The sequence below is a fragment of the Halolamina salifodinae genome, assembly GCF_017874235.1.
GTDB classification, from domain to species: Archaea; Halobacteriota; Halobacteria; order Halobacteriales; family Haloferacaceae; genus Halolamina; species Halolamina salifodinae.
In genome coordinates this window covers 15,209-30,538 of sequence record NZ_JAGGLC010000002.1, presented here as the reverse complement: position 1 = coordinate 30,538, position 15,330 = coordinate 15,209, and the positions used below count along the sequence as shown (strand labels likewise).

16 protein-coding genes are annotated in these 15,330 nt (G+C 67.8%); 6 read left to right on the top strand and 10 right to left on the bottom strand.

Annotated features, from left to right (window positions below; translation table 11 throughout):
* Positions 1–2: 2 nt before the first annotated feature.
* The 4 genes from J2753_RS04795 to J2753_RS04780 form a co-directional block, all read right to left on the bottom strand.
* The gene (locus tag J2753_RS04795) at positions 3–1,787 is read right to left on the bottom strand and encodes an outer membrane protein assembly factor BamB family protein (RefSeq protein WP_209490796.1); all 1,785 of its coding nucleotides are present in this window, start codon (positions 1,785–1,787) and stop codon (positions 3–5) included.
* A 3-nt stretch (positions 1,788–1,790) separates the two neighbouring features.
* The gene (locus J2753_RS04790) at positions 1,791–2,732 is read right to left on the bottom strand and encodes a hypothetical protein (protein WP_209490795.1); all 942 of its coding nucleotides are present in this window, start codon (positions 2,730–2,732) and stop codon (positions 1,791–1,793) included.
* Positions 2,733–2,861: 129 nt separating this feature from the next.
* Positions 2,862–3,917: a sodium:calcium antiporter gene (locus J2753_RS04785; RefSeq protein WP_345777183.1), complete on the bottom strand. Its 1,056-nt coding sequence runs from the start codon at positions 3,915–3,917 to the stop codon at positions 2,862–2,864.
* Between the two features lie 222 nt (positions 3,918–4,139).
* Entirely contained in the window at positions 4,140–4,481 is a 342-nt protein-coding gene (locus tag J2753_RS04780; protein ID WP_209490793.1) for an ArsR/SmtB family transcription factor, read from the bottom strand.
* Positions 4,482–4,536: 55 nt separating this feature from the next.
* On the opposite strand from J2753_RS04780, the gene J2753_RS04775 reads away from it, so the two are divergent.
* Positions 4,537–4,827, top strand: coding sequence for an amphi-Trp domain-containing protein (locus J2753_RS04775; protein WP_209490792.1), 291 nt, complete (start codon positions 4,537–4,539; stop codon positions 4,825–4,827).
* A 176-nt stretch (positions 4,828–5,003) separates the two neighbouring features.
* Here the strand turns inward: J2753_RS04775 and J2753_RS04770 are convergent, their stop codons facing one another.
* Positions 5,004–6,044, bottom strand: a complete 1,041-nt coding sequence (locus tag J2753_RS04770; protein WP_209490791.1) for a plastocyanin/azurin family copper-binding protein — start codon at positions 6,042–6,044, stop codon at positions 5,004–5,006.
* A gap of 182 nt (positions 6,045–6,226) precedes the next feature.
* Here J2753_RS04770 and J2753_RS04765 point away from each other — a divergent pair, with 182 nt between their 5' ends.
* The gene (locus tag J2753_RS04765; RefSeq protein WP_209490790.1) at positions 6,227–7,267 is read left to right on the top strand and encodes an ABC transporter substrate-binding protein; all 1,041 of its coding nucleotides are present in this window, start codon (positions 6,227–6,229) and stop codon (positions 7,265–7,267) included.
* The gene (locus J2753_RS04760) at positions 7,264–8,037 is read left to right on the top strand and encodes an ABC transporter permease (RefSeq protein ID WP_321168775.1); all 774 of its coding nucleotides are present in this window, start codon (positions 7,264–7,266) and stop codon (positions 8,035–8,037) included. Before J2753_RS04765 ends, J2753_RS04760 begins: the two co-directional genes overlap by 4 nt.
* A gap of 20 nt (positions 8,038–8,057) precedes the next feature.
* On the opposite strand, the gene J2753_RS04755 is transcribed toward J2753_RS04760, so the two are convergent.
* Together J2753_RS04755 and J2753_RS04750 are read right to left on the bottom strand one after the other, a co-directional pair.
* The gene (locus J2753_RS04755) at positions 8,058–8,810 is read right to left on the bottom strand and encodes an ABC transporter permease (protein WP_209490789.1); all 753 of its coding nucleotides are present in this window, start codon (positions 8,808–8,810) and stop codon (positions 8,058–8,060) included.
* Positions 8,807–9,580, bottom strand: coding sequence for an ABC transporter ATP-binding protein (locus tag J2753_RS04750; protein WP_209490788.1), 774 nt, complete (start codon positions 9,578–9,580; stop codon positions 8,807–8,809). The genes J2753_RS04755 and J2753_RS04750 overlap by 4 nt, the downstream gene beginning before the upstream one ends.
* Positions 9,581–9,785: 205 nt before the next feature.
* On the opposite strand from J2753_RS04750, the gene J2753_RS04745 reads away from it, so the two are divergent.
* Complete coding sequence (locus J2753_RS04745; RefSeq protein ID WP_245334478.1) at positions 9,786–10,955, top strand: outer membrane protein assembly factor BamB family protein; 1,170 nt, start codon at positions 9,786–9,788, stop codon at positions 10,953–10,955.
* A gap of 1 nt (position 10,956) precedes the next feature.
* On the opposite strand, the gene J2753_RS04740 is transcribed toward J2753_RS04745, so the two are convergent.
* The 3 genes from J2753_RS04740 to J2753_RS04730 all read right to left on the bottom strand — a co-directional run bounded on the left by J2753_RS04740 (position 10,957) and on the right by J2753_RS04730 (position 12,737).
* Complete coding sequence (locus J2753_RS04740) at positions 10,957–11,583, bottom strand: RAD55 family ATPase (protein ID WP_209490787.1); 627 nt, start codon at positions 11,581–11,583, stop codon at positions 10,957–10,959.
* A 52-nt stretch (positions 11,584–11,635) separates the two neighbouring features.
* Positions 11,636–12,292: a MinD/ParA family ATP-binding protein gene (locus J2753_RS04735; RefSeq protein ID WP_209490786.1), complete on the bottom strand. Its 657-nt coding sequence runs from the start codon at positions 12,290–12,292 to the stop codon at positions 11,636–11,638.
* A gap of 73 nt (positions 12,293–12,365) precedes the next feature.
* Entirely contained in the window at positions 12,366–12,737 is a 372-nt protein-coding gene (locus J2753_RS04730) for a YlbF family regulator (protein ID WP_209490785.1), read from the bottom strand.
* A gap of 130 nt (positions 12,738–12,867) precedes the next feature.
* Here J2753_RS04730 and J2753_RS04725 point away from each other — a divergent pair, with 130 nt between their 5' ends.
* Together J2753_RS04725 and J2753_RS04720 are read left to right on the top strand one after the other, a co-directional pair.
* On the top strand, positions 12,868–13,887 hold the full coding sequence (locus tag J2753_RS04725) for a sodium:calcium antiporter (protein ID WP_209490784.1): 1,020 nt from the start codon (positions 12,868–12,870) through the stop codon (positions 13,885–13,887).
* A 41-nt stretch (positions 13,888–13,928) separates the two neighbouring features.
* A complete protein-coding gene (locus J2753_RS04720) occupies positions 13,929–15,329 on the top strand; it encodes a hypothetical protein (RefSeq protein ID WP_209490783.1) in 1,401 nt (466 codons plus the stop codon).
* Position 15,330 lies beyond the last annotated feature (1 nt).

Genomic DNA, 15,330 nt, shown 5'->3' with positions numbered 1-15,330 from the left:
GTCTAGAGTCCCACCGAGTAGACGGTGATGTGGCCCGCGGCCTCGTCGCCGCCGGCCTTGACGGCCACGTACGCTTTGCCGGTCGCCGGGTCTTCCCAGGCTGCCGGCGTGCCGGCGACGCTGCCGCCGATGGTGTCGGACCAGAGGCGCTCGCCCTCCTCGTTGTCCGTGTCGGTACGGTAGGCAACGAACTCGCCGCCCGCGGCGCCGCTGAACGAGACGCCGCCCGCGGTGGTCATCGACCCGCCCGAGGGCGCCGACTCCATCCAGTCCTGCCACTTGACTTCGCCGGTCACCGGGTCGAGCCCGGCGATGACGCCGTCGTGCTCGTTCCACTCCGGCAGGTCCTCCGCGCTCGGCAGCCCCTGCGTGCTCATGCCGTAGAAGAACTCGCCGACCTCGTAGTGGTCCTCCGTCCAAGAGAACTTCGACGGGGAGTTCGCGCCCCGAACGATCATGGTCTGGCTCTCGGGGTGGTAGGAACTCGGCTGCGGGTTCGTCCCGCCGAGATACGTCGGCGTCGTGTACGACGCCGCCTCGATATCGTCGCGGGGCGGGAGGTCCCACATGTTGATGTGCTGGACGTACTCCTCGCTGCGCTGGACCAGCTTGCCAGTCTCGGCATCCACAGTGAACACCCAGCCGACCTTGCCGGGCCAGGAGATCAGGCGGCGTTCCTCGCCGTCGACCTCGGCCGTGTACACCAGCGGCGGGCTCGGTGAGTCGTAGTCCCACCAGTCGTGGGGCGCCCCCTGGTGGTGCCACGAGTAGCTCCCGTCGTCGACGTTGAACGCGACCTTCCCCGCCGTGAACGGGTTCCATCCGGGTCGCGGCGTGCCGTACCATGGGCCGGGATTCGCAGACGGCACGATCACGGTGCCGGTCTCGACGTCGACGGCGCCGGAGGCCCACGCGGTCCCGCCGCCGTGCATCCAGGAGTCACCGACCCACTCGTCTTCGGGGGTCATGCTGGCGCGCCACTGCGGCTTGCCGTCGAGGTCGACGGCGTCGAAGAAGCCGGAGACGCCGAACTCCCCCCCGAAGCTTCCCTTCATGATCTTGCCGTCGTAGGCAAGCGGCGGGAACGAGGAGGTGGTCCCCCAGAAGCGCTCCCAGACGAGTTCCTCGTGGGCGACGTTGTCCTCCGCGATCTCGTCGCGGTAGGCCGCCATCCCGTTGTAGTACCACTGGCGCTCGCCCGTGTAGCGGTCGAGCGCGACGATACCCAGATCGAGCGTGCTCTTGAGCACGAGGTCGCCGTGGATGGTGACCCCGCGCTCGGCCGGCGCCGACGCCGCGACGGCGCCTTCCGTCGGCTCGTACTTGTACGACCAGAGCACGTCGCCGTTCTGGGCGTCCAGCGCGTAGAGTACGTCCGGCCCGAACGTGACGTACATCACCGGCGGGTCGCCGCTCACGATGACCGGCGTGCCCTGATAGTTGTTCCCGGGCGTGAGGGTGCCGTCAGTCCCGGGCTGGGGCAGGTCGATCTGGTACTCGACGGTCAGGTCGTCGACGGTGTCGGGATCGATGCTGTCACCGGGGAAGCGTCGCTGATTGTCGTAGGCGCCGCCGGCCATCAGCCAGTCCTCGGTGTTCTCGCCGGTCGCGAGCAGGTCGTCCGGCGTCACGTCGACCTTCGGGATGCGGTCGACGTCGTTCTGGACGAGCGTCTCTTCGCCCGGCATCGTGTCGTACTCCGCTTGCAGCAGGAGATCGACGTCCTCGAGGTGGGCTGTCGGGTTCTCCTGCAGTCGGTTCATCGGCTGCTGTTGGGTTCGGTCCATCTGTTACCAGGCCTCCGCGGGCGCGCGGTCGCTGTCGTCGATCCATGCAACGTCGTCGACCAGGAACTCCTGGCCGATCACCATCATCGCCGTGCTGGCGGTGGTCATCGTCGTCAGGTTCTCGTCGGTGATCTCGCCGTCGGCGAGGCGTCGGGCGGTGTCGCCGAGCAGGTAGACGCCGGCGAGCATCGACTTCACGTCCCAGACGCCCTTCTCGATCATCTCCTGGGTGATCAGCACCTCCTTCTGCCAGAGGTGCCAGTCGAGGCCGTCGATCCAGAGCAGCGACCCCTCCATCGCGCGGTGGTGGAGCGGCGGCGAGTACTCCTGGACGATCCCGTCGTCGTAGTCGTCGCGGCCGAGCTCCGAGATGTCCGGGTAGTCGGAGGTCCGCTCCCACCAGCTCAGCTGCTCGCTGGCGTTGACGATGTTGGTGACGAGCGCGAGCTGTTCGTGCTCGGGGAGACCGAGATCCGAGAGGATCCCCGTCAGGGAGTCCATCCGGAACAGCTGCTCGGTCGTCGCCTCGATGTGGTCGTCGGTGAACGCCGGGAGGTTCTCCTCGGCGCTCTGGAAGAAGCCGACCGCAGAGAGGTGATCGACGAGCTCCCAGCCCGCAGTGATGAGGTCTTGATAGGGTGTGTGGCCACGCTCCGGACAGCCGATTTCGCGAAGCTCCGGTACGCGCCGGATTTCGTCGGCGAGTTCAGCAAGGAGTTCCTCGATCAGGTCGGCGTCGAGAGATCCAGACAGATCGTCCCGGATCGCCTTCCCGCGTTCCGCGAGTTCCTCCGCCGGCATATCGTCGCTTGGTCGGAGGGAATCGATTGTCGGCTCGGCTGGGGACCGAGTGGAGAGCCCCAGCGCATCCTGGAACCGCTCCCGGTTGTCCGGGCTGACGGTCCCATAGCTGTATGTTCTTCTTGGGTCGTTACCGTGTGCCATGCCATACATGTTCGGAGTGAGAACTATTAAGAACACTGTAAGAATTCATGGGCAACGATGGTTAATCGCACGCCGGTTGTTAACAGAGTTCTATACTCGGATATGGAGAAGTAACACCGACTCGTTACATCACTTCCCGATCGGCACACCGCTGTAGACCACCAGCGCGATCACCCAGTAGGCCACGTAGAGACCGCCGAGCGTGTAGCCGTGCCAGCGCTCTATGCGCCCGCTCGCGAGGAAGTAGCCCGCGAGCGCCGTGACGACGATCATCGCCGGCAGGTGGAACGTTAGCACCGACGGACTGACCGCGACGTCGCCGAAGAAGGCGACGATGCCGATGTTGCCCGTAACCGAGAACAGCACGCTACCGATCACGTTGCCGACGCCGATCTCGGGGAGGCCACGCCGGACCGGCTCGATGGTGAGCATGATGTCCTCGAACGTGAGGATCACCGTGAGGAACGTCGCCCCGAGCACGGTCCCCTCGATGCCGAACGACTCCGTGACGGCCTCGGAGCCACCCTCGAGCAGCATCGCCGCGAACACGATAGCGACGAGTGCGAACACCGAGAGACCCAGCCAGACGGCTCCGGAGTCGGCGAGGCCGCCGAGGAGTCGCTCCTCGGGGATCGGCTCCAGTTCGTCGACGGCCTCGTGACCGCCGTCGCCACGCAGCGCCTGTCCGATCTCGGTGTCCCGAAACACCGGGATATTGCGCTGACTCTCCCGAACGATGAGGTAGCCGAACGTGCCGAGGAAGAAGGCGACCAGCAGCGCGCCGTAGCCGAGCGTCAGGGTGCCCGTGACCGCGATGGGGATCACCAGCAGCGGCCCGAGCACGAACAGCGCGACGTAGTCAGGCGGGAGGTTCACCGGGAACGGTTCGACCATGGCGGCGGCCGCGAGCGTGACGCCGGTGATCGCCAGCCCCGTTCCGAGCGCGGTGCCAAGTGCCGCCCCCTCCATCCCGCCGGCGGAAAACACCAGCGCGAGCACGGTGTCGTCGAACTCGAAGCCGGTGAACACGATGGCGAGCGCGAACAGCGAGAGCCGCATCCGGAGCGAGGCGCGCGCGAGGTAGCTGATGAGTTTCTCCGTCGAGGCGATCAGGAGGCCGATGCCGGCGAGCAACACGAGCACCGTCCCGAGGGCTCCCTGCGAGTTGACGAACCCCTCGATCATCCCCTCGATACCGCCCTCACCGCCTGCCTCGTCGGCTTCCTGTGCGCTGGCGGCGCCGACGGGACCGTCGACGCCGGCGACCGCCGCGACCGCGGGCGAGACCACAGAGAGGAGAAGAACGACGACCAGTGCGACAGTACGAGTGTGTCCGTTCACAGTCACTACCCTGGCCCCCTGTGGGATTTAGCTTCGGAATCGGGTAGCGTCTACCGTTGAACGATCCTACACGCTATCGGCGTCTTCGGCGGCGTCAGTACGCTCGGGGTTGTCGGCGTCGTGGGCGTCGTCGACGTTCTCGATCTCGTCGGCGTGGAGCAGGAACAGCGAGTCCGGTTCGGGGGAGGCCCGGAGTTCGATGCGCTTGCACAGTCGGTAGTACTTGCGTTGGCCGATCCGGTAGCTCTCGACGATCCCCTCCTCCTCGAGAGTCGAGAGGTGGTGGACTGCGGTTTTACCGTCCATCCCGACGTTCTCGGCCAACTCCGAGACGTATCGCGGTTCGCTCACCAACTCCCGCAGGATCTTGAGACGCGCCTTGCTTCCGAGAACGTCGAACAGAGACATCAGCGCCGGTGCTAGGGAGCCCACCCTTTTTAGCTCTCCCCCCGCCACCTCGCGTATGGCAGATCTACCGGGAACCGACGACGAGCCACGCACGATCACCGAGGGCTACTTCGAGCGGGAGGTTCGGCTGTCCCGGGACGCGACGGTGACGTTCCTCCGAGATCTGGCCGATCAGATCGAGTCCGAGCCGCGGCTGACTATCTCGACCGACGAGTGGGAGATCCCCTTCGAGTTCGACGAGCCGGTCGAGGTGGAGGTGGAGTACGTCGGGGAGAAACACGGACAGTTGGAGGTGGAGTTCGAGTTCGAGCACTCGCCGGCAGACGACCAGATCGACGTGAAGTAACCGGCCACGGCGCACGACCGCATCCGGCCTCCGTGCCGGATGCCCGAGACTATGCCGTGGCCGTGTAGTGACCCGTACGGCGCACGACCGCATCCGGCCTCCGTGCCGGATGCCCGGGCGGACGCTATCGCTCGAGTGAGTACGAAAGAACCGCAAAAACCGCGAACCGAGGCTACTTACTCGTCGTTGTTCCGGTGGGCACGGAGCAGCGTGCCGGCGCCGATGGCCGAGAGCGCGCCCGCGATGCCGAAGCCGGGGCCGCTGGCTTCCGTGCTCTCGTCCTGCTCGTCAGGAGCCGCGGAGGTGACCTGTTCGGGGGTCCCTTCGGGCGTCGCGGTCGGCTCGGCGGTCGCCGTGCCGCTGCTGCTTGCGAACTCCTCGTAGGAAACCGAACCCTGCTCGACGATGGTGCTGGATTCGGGCACGTCGCCGTGCTCGGGCATGCTACCCTCGGCCGGGCCGCCGGCCTCGCCGACGACGAATCGACCGACCATGCCCAGCGACTGGTGGGGCATGCAGTAGTAGTCGTAGGTTCCCTCAGTCGAGAACGTCATCTCGATGGTGCCCTCGGAGATGATCTCCGACTCGAAGGGCTCGGCGCCCTCCGGGATGCGGTCGTCGTAGGAGACGACGTTGTGGGAGCCGTTGTCGACGGTCCAGCGGATGGTGTCGCCCGGCTCGACGTGGAGGCCGATCGGGTCGAAGTAGTAGTCACCGTCGTCGGTGCTGCCCATCAGCACTTCGTGGACCTCACCGCCGCTGGAGGGAGTTGCCGTCGCGGTGGCGGTGCTGCCACCCGAGACCGAAACGTCGCCCCGCATCGAACTCGGGTGGGCGGCGCAGTAGTACGAGGCCATCCCGGCCTCGGCGGTGAACGTCACCGTCTGGGTTTCGCCCTGCGAGGAGACGAACTCCGACTCCACGAGGGTGTTGCCGTCGGCGTCCTCGATTACGACGTTGTGCGGGGCACCGTCGCCGTTCTCCCAGTGGAACTCGTAGGTCTGGCCGGCCTCGAGCTCCAGAGTCGGGTTGGTGGTGCCCTCGATGGAACTCGGGGCAAGCCCTTCCCAGCCACCGGTGGCACCGTTGAACTCGAACCGCTGGGCGACTTCGTCCTGTGCGCTCGCGCTTCCTGCGACGACCGATGTCGCAACGACACCGGCGCCGATCGTTCGGAGGAGGGACCGTCGTGTTGCTCCATCTGCAGGCGTGTTCACGGGAGTATTTACACCACTTGGCGTTTTAGAGGTTCCGTTCTCGGTCGGCTTTCGGGGGTGGCTGGTCAGTAGGAATCGGTCGCTTACGGCCGCTCTCACTGCCACACGCCGATATCGGATTCGCCCGGCGACGACGGGTCGATCCGCTACCCTTACGGTCGGCGAGACCATTCTTCAGCCATATGTCGTATACTCGACGATCGGTTCTCGCCTCGCTCGGTGCGGGTGCCGCCCTCACTGCCGGCTGTCTCGGCGCGCCCGGCTCCGGGGGCGAGACCCAGAGTGTGAGTCTGATGCTGAACTGGACGCCCAACGGCCTCCACGTCCCCTACTACGCCGCACAGGAACAAGGGTTCTACGAGGAGGAAGGCGTCGAAGTCACCGACATCGTCGGCGGCGACGGCTCTGACGCCTCGGCCCGACAGGCCGGGCTCGGCAACAACGAGTTCGCGGTCACCAGTAGCGACCAAGTGCTGCTCACAACCGGCGGCGGCGTCGACGTGGAGTCCGTCGGTGTGATGATGCAGAAATCCGCCAACGTCGTCTTCTCCACGCGCGAGGCGTTCGGCGGCGAACTCACGGACCCCCAACAGCTGGCCGGCAAGACCGTCGGCACCGGCCCCGGGATGGTCCGGATGCTCACCGAACTCTACCTCGAGGCGGTCGGCGTGCGCGAGGACGTCGAACTCGTCGACACCGGCTACGAGACCGTCCAGCGCCTACTCGCCGGCGAAGTCGACGCCGCCGGCGGCGTGTTCGGCGACGCCATCGACGCCCGCTATCAGGGCGCCACCGTCGACTCCCTCAGCGTCGCGGAGAAGGTGCCCTCCTACGGCCACGTGCTCGCGACGGCGCCCTCCTTCGCCGAGGAGAACCCCGAGACCGTCTCGGCGTTCCTCCGGGGTACCGCCCGCGGGGCCGCGTGGGCGACCAACAACCCCGAGCAGGGTGTCGACGCGCTCGTCGCGGCCAACGAGAGCATCAGCGAGGTGCGCGAGCAGGCCCGTGAAACCTGGGAGACACTCGCCACCGAGCACATCGTCGGCCCGGTCGTCGAGGAACACGGCTGGGGCTGGAATCAGTCCGAGCCCTGGACCACCGTCGCCGACGCCCTCGAGAGCGCCGACTCCGGGGAAGTCGCGCCGACTGACGAGGTCTGGACCAACGACTACCTCGACACCGACGACGAGTACGTCGGGAGCTACACCGACCGGATCTCGTGAGCGTCGCGGGTGACCGACTGCGGGAGCGGCTGACGCCGCCGCTCGCGGTGTTCGTGCTCGCCCTCGCCGGCTGGACCGTCGCTTCGGCGAACGCACCACCGATACTGCTGCCCGGCCCGGCTGCGGTCCTCGACGCTTTTCTCGCCGACCCGGGTGCATTCGCCGACGCTATTGCCGTCTCCGCGATCACCGCCGCGGGCGGTCTCGCACTCGGCGCCGCCGTCGGCCTGACGCTCGCGTTCGTGAGCATCGGGTCCGCCCCCGGGCGCGCGGTCGTCGAACCGGCGGTTGTCGGCTTCCGGATCGCGCCCCTGACCGCGATTGCGCCGCTGGTCTTTCTCTGGTTCGGGACAGGGATTCCCGTCCGGATCGTGCTGGTCTCGGTGATGACGACGTTCCCCGTCACCGTCGCCTCCATCGACGGCCTGCGGTCGACGCCTCGCTCGTACCTCGACCTGCTGGGCTCGGTCGGCGCCTCGGAGTGGCAGACGTTCCGGACGGTCCGGCTTCCGGCGGCGCTGCCCAGCGTGTTCGCCGGGCTGAAACTCGGCGCGGCGCTGTCTGTCACTGGGACTATCGTCGCCGAACTGCTCACACTCCGCGGGGGGCTGGGCGGCGGCGTCTGGGACGCCGGGCGGTACGCCCGGACCGCGGAACTGTTCGCGTACCTGTTCGTCATCGCGCTCTTTGGCGTACTGTTCTACGGTGTCGCCGCGCTGGTCGAGCAGTACGCGACCCGGCGGTGGGGGATCGACGGCGCCGAAGCGTAGGTCGATCTACCGGTCGATGGTTACTCCACGCGCTCTCGCAGACGCGCGCCGAGCAGTCCCACGGCGCCGTACAGGGTAAAGCCGATCACGAACACCAGCGAGAGCGACGCGAGCATGATGTCCGGGCGGATCCTCTCGGAGGCCAGCAGAATCAGGTAGCCGAGGCCGCCGTCCGAGACGAACCACTCCGCGAGCACGGCGCCGACGACTGCGAGCGTCACCGACTGTCGCAGGCCCGCCACCACGTCCGGCGCGGCGTAGGGGAGCCGTACTGCGAACAGCACGCGAAGGCGGGAGGCGTCGACGGATCGCGCCAGATCGAGCGCCGCGTCAGGAGTCTGGCGAAACCCCGCGGCGGTGCTGATCGCCATCGGGAACAGCGCCATCAGCGCCACGAACCCCACGCCGGTGGCGAAGCCGACGCCGAAGTAGATGATCAGCAGCGGCGCCAGCGACACCACGGGCAGCACGCGCGCGACGACGAGATACGGCGAGATAGCGCGCCAGAGCGGCGGGATCTCGCCGACGGCGACGCCGATCAGGAAGCCGACCAGCGTCCCGGCGGCGCCGCCGACGAACACTTTCACCGTCGTCGCCACCGCCGCGTCGAGATAGAGGCCGGGGTTGCCGACGAGCCTGCGGGCCACCTCGATTGGGTGAGGGAGCAGGTAGGGAGGAACGTCGAGCAGACTTACGAACGCCGCCCAAAGTACCACGGCACCGCCCAGCGCGACGACCGGGTAGCTCCACTCCGGCGGGCGGGAGTCGCTCATCGCTCCGCGTAGATCGCACCTTCGTCGTCGCCGCGGTTCTGCCGGAGCACCTGCCGGATCTCCGCCACCTGTTCGGCGAACCCGGCGGTGTCCATCGTCGACTCCTCGCGGGGCCGGGGGAGCGACACGTCGACACGGTCGACGATCCGGCCGGGGTTGTCGGCCATCACGATCACCTGATCGCCCAGTAGTACCGCCTCGGGGACGCTGTGGGTCACGAACAGCACGGTCCGATCCGAGTCACGCCAGCTTTCGAGCACCGAAGCGGCCATGTCATAGCGGGTGAGTTCGTCGAGTTCGCCGAACGGCTCGTCCATCAACAGCGTCGACGCCCCGAGATGCATCGCGCGCACGATGGCGACCCGCTGGCACATCCCGCCGGAGAGTTCCCGGGGGTAGGCGTCGACGGCGTCGCCGAGTCCTGCAGTGTCGAGGCGCTCGCGGGCGCGCTCGCGCTCGGGGTCGCGGCCGGCGAGTTCCCGGAGGAACACGACGTTCTCCAGCGCGGTCTTCCACGGGAACAGCGTGTGGGACTGGAAGACGAACCCCAGATCGCCAGCCGACTGGGCCGTCTCCGGGGGGTCGCCGCCGACACGGGCCTCGCCGCTGGTCGGCGTCTGGAGGCCGCCGACGCTCCGCAGTAGCGTGGTCTTCCCACAGCCGGAGGGGCCGACCACCGTTAGGAACTCGCCGTCGTCGACCGAGAGCGAGGCCCCATCGAGTGCGAGCACGTCGTCGAACCGTACCGTCAGTTCCTCGACGTCGATCACGACACACCACTCCGTCGTCGACTCATCGTCGGAGGAACGGGGCGCCCCGGGAAGGACGTAACGGTCGGAGATTCCGAACAGAACTGATAGCTGTAGGACCATTCTGGATGGGCGGGGCGACTGATTCGCGACTCATGAACGACATATCGCGATACGAAACCCGGCGGCACAAGCTTCAACAGTTCGCCACCAGCATACCGGTCCGATGCCCTCCACCACGCGCCGCCAACTCCTCGCCGCAAGTGTCGCGAGCAGCCTCCTCGCCGGCTGTCTAACCGGAAGCCGACCCGACGGGAGCTTCGAGAGCGTCGACGGCCGCTGGCCGATGGACGGCCGAGATAGTGGCCACAGCCGCCGGGCCGGCGACGCGCCATCGGACCCAGATCCCGTCTGGCAGCGATCACTGGACGGTGTCCGGGCTGTCGGCCCACCCGCACTTACCGATGGACGGCTGTACGTCCCCGCGGACGCCGTCACCGAGGAGTCGCGCTCGCGCTACCGGCTGTACGCACTGGACGCCACGACCGGAGACACGCGCTGGCAGGTGCCGCTCCGGGTCGAGCCGAACGGCTCACCTGCGGTCGCACCCGACCAGATCATCGTGAGCGGGAAACGGTCGCTCGAACGCGGACGAGTAGTCTGCTTCCGGCCGAAATACGGCGATGAAGAGTGGCTCTACGACATCGACGCCCGGCTCACCGCGCCCCCGACGGTCGCGAACGGGATGGTCTACGTCGGCGACTGGGCCGGGCGCGTCCACGCGCTCGGCGCGCTCTCGGGCGACGTGCGCTGGACCCAGCAGATCGACGCCGACGACGGCGGTCGGGAGTTCACGACTGCGGTCGCCGTCGACGACGGAACGGCCTACCTCGGTTCGCTGGCCGGGAACACGGGCATCGTCGCACTCGACGCCGATTCCGGCGAAGAGCAGTGGCGCGCCTCGACGGGCCCGGTAACGGTGGGTCCGGTCGTCGACGACGGCCTCGTCGTCGTCCAGAGCCACGGACTCGTAAGCGCGTTCGGTGCGGGTGGGGGCGAGCGCTGGACGTTCAACGTGCCCGCGGAGAGTTCGCGACCGATGGCCGTCGACAGTGAGCACGTCTACGTCGCGGGAGAAGAGACGCTCTACGCCATCGACCGGAGCGGCGGAGCGGGTTGGCGCGATAGCGGAGCAGAAGGAGATCCCGGGACGCCGACGGTGGCCGGGGAGAGCGTGCTGCTACGCAGTGAGAACCGACTCAGAGCACTCAGCACCGCGGACGGCTCGGAGAAGTGGACGGCGACGCCAGCGGGGAACGGGGATCCAGTCGTCGTTCCGGAAGGGGTGTTCCTCCCGAGTAGCGGCGGGCGCCTGCTGGCGCTCGGCGAGAACTGAGTCAGGCGATGTCCCGAGAGGTGTCGATGTTGACGCTCTCGGCCAGCCGAAGCTTGATCGGCTCGGAGAGCGCCTTCCCGCCGCGGAACTTGGGGACGACGAGGCGGTTCTCGACCTCGGCGTTCGTGATCTTGGTCCGGAGGTCGAACACCACGTCGGCGACGTGGGCCGTCAGGTCCCTGTTCGCGGGGATGTTCTGCCCCTTCAGCCCGTGGAGGATGGCGATGCCGCCGGTGTTCACCATCACGGTCTGGAGTTCGTTGAGGAAGCGCCGGTAGCGACTCCGGTCGTAGCGCTCCAGTGCGTCGACCACGTCGACGATCAGCGTCGCCTCCTCGGGCAGCGTCCCGATCAGGCGGTTCGCCCGGTCCAGCGGGGCGTCGCCCCCTACGTCACGCACCGTCGGCGAGCCCGTCCGCGTGTTCGCGGCGGCGATAGCGTCCTCGACGGACTGATCCGACCGGACCGTCGTCAGGTACAGCGACGGACGGGCGGCCGTTAGCTCGTAGAGGAACAGCTCCGACTGACTGGCAGGCTCCGCGGAGAGCAGCACCATGGAGCCCGCTGGGACCCCCCCCTCGATCTCGCGGTCGAGGATGGAGATCCCGGTCGAGAGCCGCTTGGCCATGCATCTCGTTACTCGGTACCTTCGGAAAAGGTTTCCTAGAGTTGTCACCCAATCACACCCTTTCTACAGCCCCCTCCAGTGCTGTCGCGGCGGCATCGTACCGATCACGAACCCGTCGGTCGGTGAGCGGGCGACCAGTGGACTCCGGGACGACAGCGAGCAGCGGACAACCGAACAGATCCGACGCGTTCGGCGGCCGAGCGCTCGTCCGGACCAGAATCGCCCCCACGACCGGCGTGCCGACCGCCCGGGCCATCGACGCCGTCTTCGCGGCGTCGCGGAGCGCCGGCGCGCAGGCCGTGCTCACCAGGACGACGCCGTCGGCGACCCGGAGCGGCACGGCGGCGTTGATGCCCGCACCGGCAGGCGTGTCGATCAAAGTCACCGGCGACGTTCGCGCCGTTGAGGACTTGTTACTCCCGCCCGCTGACCACCCCGAACGGATCCGTATCAACCATTCCTCGGTTGCGACTGTGTCGTCGGTCGGCGCCGGCAGGACTCGACAGTCGTACGCGTCGCTATACCGGGTTCTATCGATCACGTCGGTGGTATTGGTCGATTCGGCCCGCGGGACCGCCGCGAGCGCGTGCAGGTCGGGCATGTCGCGGTCGGCGTCGACGACGAGCGGGCGGCCGGGAAGGGTGGCGGCGAGGCCGAGCGCAGAGGTGGTTTTGCCGACCCCGCCCTTGCCGCCGGCGATAGCGAGCATGGCGACGATGGCCGCGCTCTCCTAGAAGAACTCTCGGGTGCGAAAGCAGCGCAGTTCGCTAAAAATCGCGGCGTCAGTTCTGACAGCAGCCGCCGGCCTCGCCGCCGAAGTCGACGACCAACTGCGAGGAGATGGCGTCGTTCACGGCGTCGAGTTTCGCCTCCATCGCTTCCTGGGCCTCGAGGAACTCGGCCATCTCGGGCAGCGAGTGGAGTTCGTGCTGTGCCTGCCGGACGTCGTCGACCAGTTCCTGGTCGGCCGAGCCGGTCTGGCGAGCCGTGTTCAGCTCCGCACGGAGCGACTCGAACTCGCGGATGCGCTGTTGGGCCTCCTCACTGGCTTCGACGGCCGCCTCGGCCGCTTCGAAGCGCTGGTACTCGTCGGTCGCGGCGATGCGTTCGCCGAGTTCGGTTCCGAGGTCCTCGACGGTCTTCGCGACGCTCATAGCCGCGTTTGGGGATGGGTCGGTTTAGGGCTACCGACCGCGGCTGTCCGGACCCCGATCGGTGAACGGCAACGACGCCTCGGCGACGACGAACGGTGCCGTTTTTGCCCGCCCCGCGGATGCCCCACGCATGCGCTCGGTGTTGGTTGGCGCGGCGGTCACGCTCGCGGCGACCGCCGTCGTCTGGAGGGGATCAGGGATGCTGGAGGACGCCAGCGAACAGCTTTCGGGCTACTACGGCCTGCCGCCGGTGATACAGGGGTCCATCGTCGCCGCGGTCGGGACAAGCTTCCCGGAGCTATCCATCGCCGTGCTCTCGGTGGTGCGCCACGGCGCGTTCGAACTCGGCGTCGGCACCGTCGTTGGCTCGGCGGTGTTCAACGTGCTCGTGATCCCCGGCGCCGCCGTGCTGCTCTCGGAGGGCGAACTGAACGCCAACCGCGACGTGGTGTACAAGGAGGCGCTGTTCTACATGCTCTCGGTGGCGGCGCTGCTGATCGTCTTCTCGCTGGGGGTGATCTACTACCCCCACGAGAGTAGTCGCCTCGCCGCCGAGATCCCGCGGTGGGTCGCGCTGCTGCCGATGGGACTGTACGGGCTCTACGCGTTCACCCAGTACGCCGACACCGTGGACTACGTCGCCGACCCGGAGGAGCACCGGGGCGTGAACCCTCTGAAACAGTGGGGCGTGCTCGCGGTGAGTCTGGTGCTCATCGTCGTCGCCGTCGAGGGGTTCGTCTACGGCGCCGAGGTGTTCGCCGGCGCGTTCGGCATCTCGGAGGCGCTCTGGGGGCTGACCGTCATCGCCGCCGGCACCTCGCTGCCCGACACGCTGGTCTCCGTGCGCGCCGCGCGGGACGGCCGGGGGGTGACCAGCCTCGGCAACGTGTTCGGCAGCAACGTGTTTGACCTGCTGATCGCCGTCCCGGCCGGCATCGTGCTCGCCGGGAGCGCCGTGGTCGACTACGCCGTTGCGGCGCCGATGATGGCGTTTCTCGTGGTCGCGACGGTCGTGCTGTTCACGGTGCTCCGAACCGATCTCCACCTCACCGACAGCGAGGGGCGGGTGCTGCTGGGGGTGTACGTGCTGTTCCTCTGCTGGATGCTGCTGGAAGCCGCCGGCGTGGTCGGGTTCGTCCCGTCGCTCTGAGCGCCGGTGTGTTTTTGCGTCGGTCGCCCTACTAGTCGGCAATGCCGCCGGTCCCCGCCGACGCGTTCGCCCGGGAGTTCCGCGCCCTCCACGCCGCCGACCGAACCGCGTTCGTCGCCGCCCTCTGGAGTGCTCGCGGGTGGGAGACGAGCATCGACGATGGTCGCGGGAGCGAAGCTCCCGCTGGCCAGACAGAAGCGAACGCCTCTGTCGACGGCGTCGTCCTCGCCGAACGAGACGGCCAACAGCGACGGATCGGCGTCGTCGACCCCGGCAGATTCTGGACGCCGGACCTCTCGGGCCTCGACACGCTGGTCGCCACGCGCGGTCGCGAGGCCGTCCGCACGGCTGCGAGCGAGACTGGTGTCGAGTACGTCTCGCCCGTGGACCTCCGGGATCTGTTGCTCTATGGCGTCGAGCGCGGGGTCGCGGAGGATCTGTACGAACAGCACGTCGGGAAGCCGCTAGCGCGGGAAGTGCGAGAGGAGACCGAGGAGAGTGGCGAGGCCGGAACGCTCCTGCCGGCGATTCCGACTGTCGACGTCGGTCGACGTGCGCTCGCCGTTATCGTGATCCTCGCACTCGTCGGCGTCGCCTTCGCCGGGCCGGGATTACCCGGCAGCGGGCCCGAGCAGGCACCGATCACAGTGGGGAACGTGACGCCCGAGGACGGGACCGTCGGCGCTGTTGGTGTTGGGACACCGGAGCCGACCGGGGGGCCCAACGTGGCGCCGGGAGTCAGCCTCGACGGCGTCGAAAGCGGGATGACCCTCGCCGATGCCCACGTCGCCGGCGTACAGAACCGCTCGCGAGTGCTGCATACGGAACTCCACGCGTTCCCGAGCGCGAACGGGACCCGCGGGGTCGTCTCGCGCAATGCGACGTCGGTGATCGTGAACGAGAGCTACTACCGCCACGAGAGCAACTCGGTTCTCACGGGTCGGAACGGGACGATCAACTCCAGCGTCTCGCTCTATGCCGACGGCGAGACGGTGTACGACCGCGTCGTGTTCGGCGACGACATCGACTACCGGGCCCGATCGGTGGAGGAGGCGCCGGCGACGAACCTCGACGGGAGCGTACAGGGCTATCTCTACCGCTACTTCGTCAGCGCCGAGGACAGCGTCGTCACCTGCGCCATCGAGTACGATACTGACTGCCCGACGTACCGAATTGCCGTCGACAACCCGCCAGACAGGCTTGGCGAAAATATCGAGGACTACGACGGACTGCTGATCGTCTCCGACCGCGGCGTGATCACGACGATTCGGGCGAGCTACACGGTTCCGGACGCCGACGGCGACGGCGAGCGCGAACAGATCCGGTTCGCGCTCGACTACCGGTTCGAGGAAGTGGGGCCAACGGAGCCTGACTGGCTCCCGAGAGCGAAAAACGCGAGCGCTGACGGGACGGCGACCCAGACGCCGACGCCCAGCGGCTGAG

What these genes read in the sequence shown, in the direction of transcription:
- J2753_RS04790 (WP_209490795.1), bottom strand. Translation starts at nt 2,732, where the DNA reads ATGGCACACGGTAACGACCCAAGAAGAACATACAGCTATGGGACCGTC.
- J2753_RS04730 (WP_209490785.1), bottom strand. Translation starts at nt 12,737, where the DNA reads ATGAGCGTCGCGAAGACCGTCGAGGACCTCGGAACCGAACTCGGCGAA.
- J2753_RS04725 (WP_209490784.1), top strand. Translation starts at nt 12,868, where the DNA reads ATGCGCTCGGTGTTGGTTGGCGCGGCGGTCACGCTCGCGGCGACCGCC.
- J2753_RS04755 (WP_209490789.1), bottom strand. Translation starts at nt 8,810, where the DNA reads ATGAGCGACTCCCGCCCGCCGGAGTGGAGCTACCCGGTCGTCGCGCTG.
- J2753_RS04740 (WP_209490787.1), bottom strand. Translation starts at nt 11,583, where the DNA reads ATGGCCAAGCGGCTCTCGACCGGGATCTCCATCCTCGACCGCGAGATC.
- J2753_RS04765 (WP_209490790.1), top strand. Translation starts at nt 6,227, where the DNA reads ATGTCGTATACTCGACGATCGGTTCTCGCCTCGCTCGGTGCGGGTGCC.
- J2753_RS04720 (WP_209490783.1), top strand. Translation starts at nt 13,929, where the DNA reads ATGCCGCCGGTCCCCGCCGACGCGTTCGCCCGGGAGTTCCGCGCCCTC.
- J2753_RS04745 (WP_245334478.1), top strand. Translation starts at nt 9,786, where the DNA reads ATGCCCTCCACCACGCGCCGCCAACTCCTCGCCGCAAGTGTCGCGAGC.
- J2753_RS04780 (WP_209490793.1), bottom strand. Translation starts at nt 4,481, where the DNA reads ATGTCTCTGTTCGACGTTCTCGGAAGCAAGGCGCGTCTCAAGATCCTG.
- J2753_RS04785 (WP_345777183.1), bottom strand. Translation starts at nt 3,917, where the DNA reads ATGATCGAGGGGTTCGTCAACTCGCAGGGAGCCCTCGGGACGGTGCTC.
- J2753_RS04735 (WP_209490786.1), bottom strand. Translation starts at nt 12,292, where the DNA reads ATGCTCGCTATCGCCGGCGGCAAGGGCGGGGTCGGCAAAACCACCTCT.
- J2753_RS04795 (WP_209490796.1), bottom strand. Translation starts at nt 1,787, where the DNA reads ATGGACCGAACCCAACAGCAGCCGATGAACCGACTGCAGGAGAACCCG.
- J2753_RS04775 (WP_209490792.1), top strand. Translation starts at nt 4,537, where the DNA reads ATGGCAGATCTACCGGGAACCGACGACGAGCCACGCACGATCACCGAG.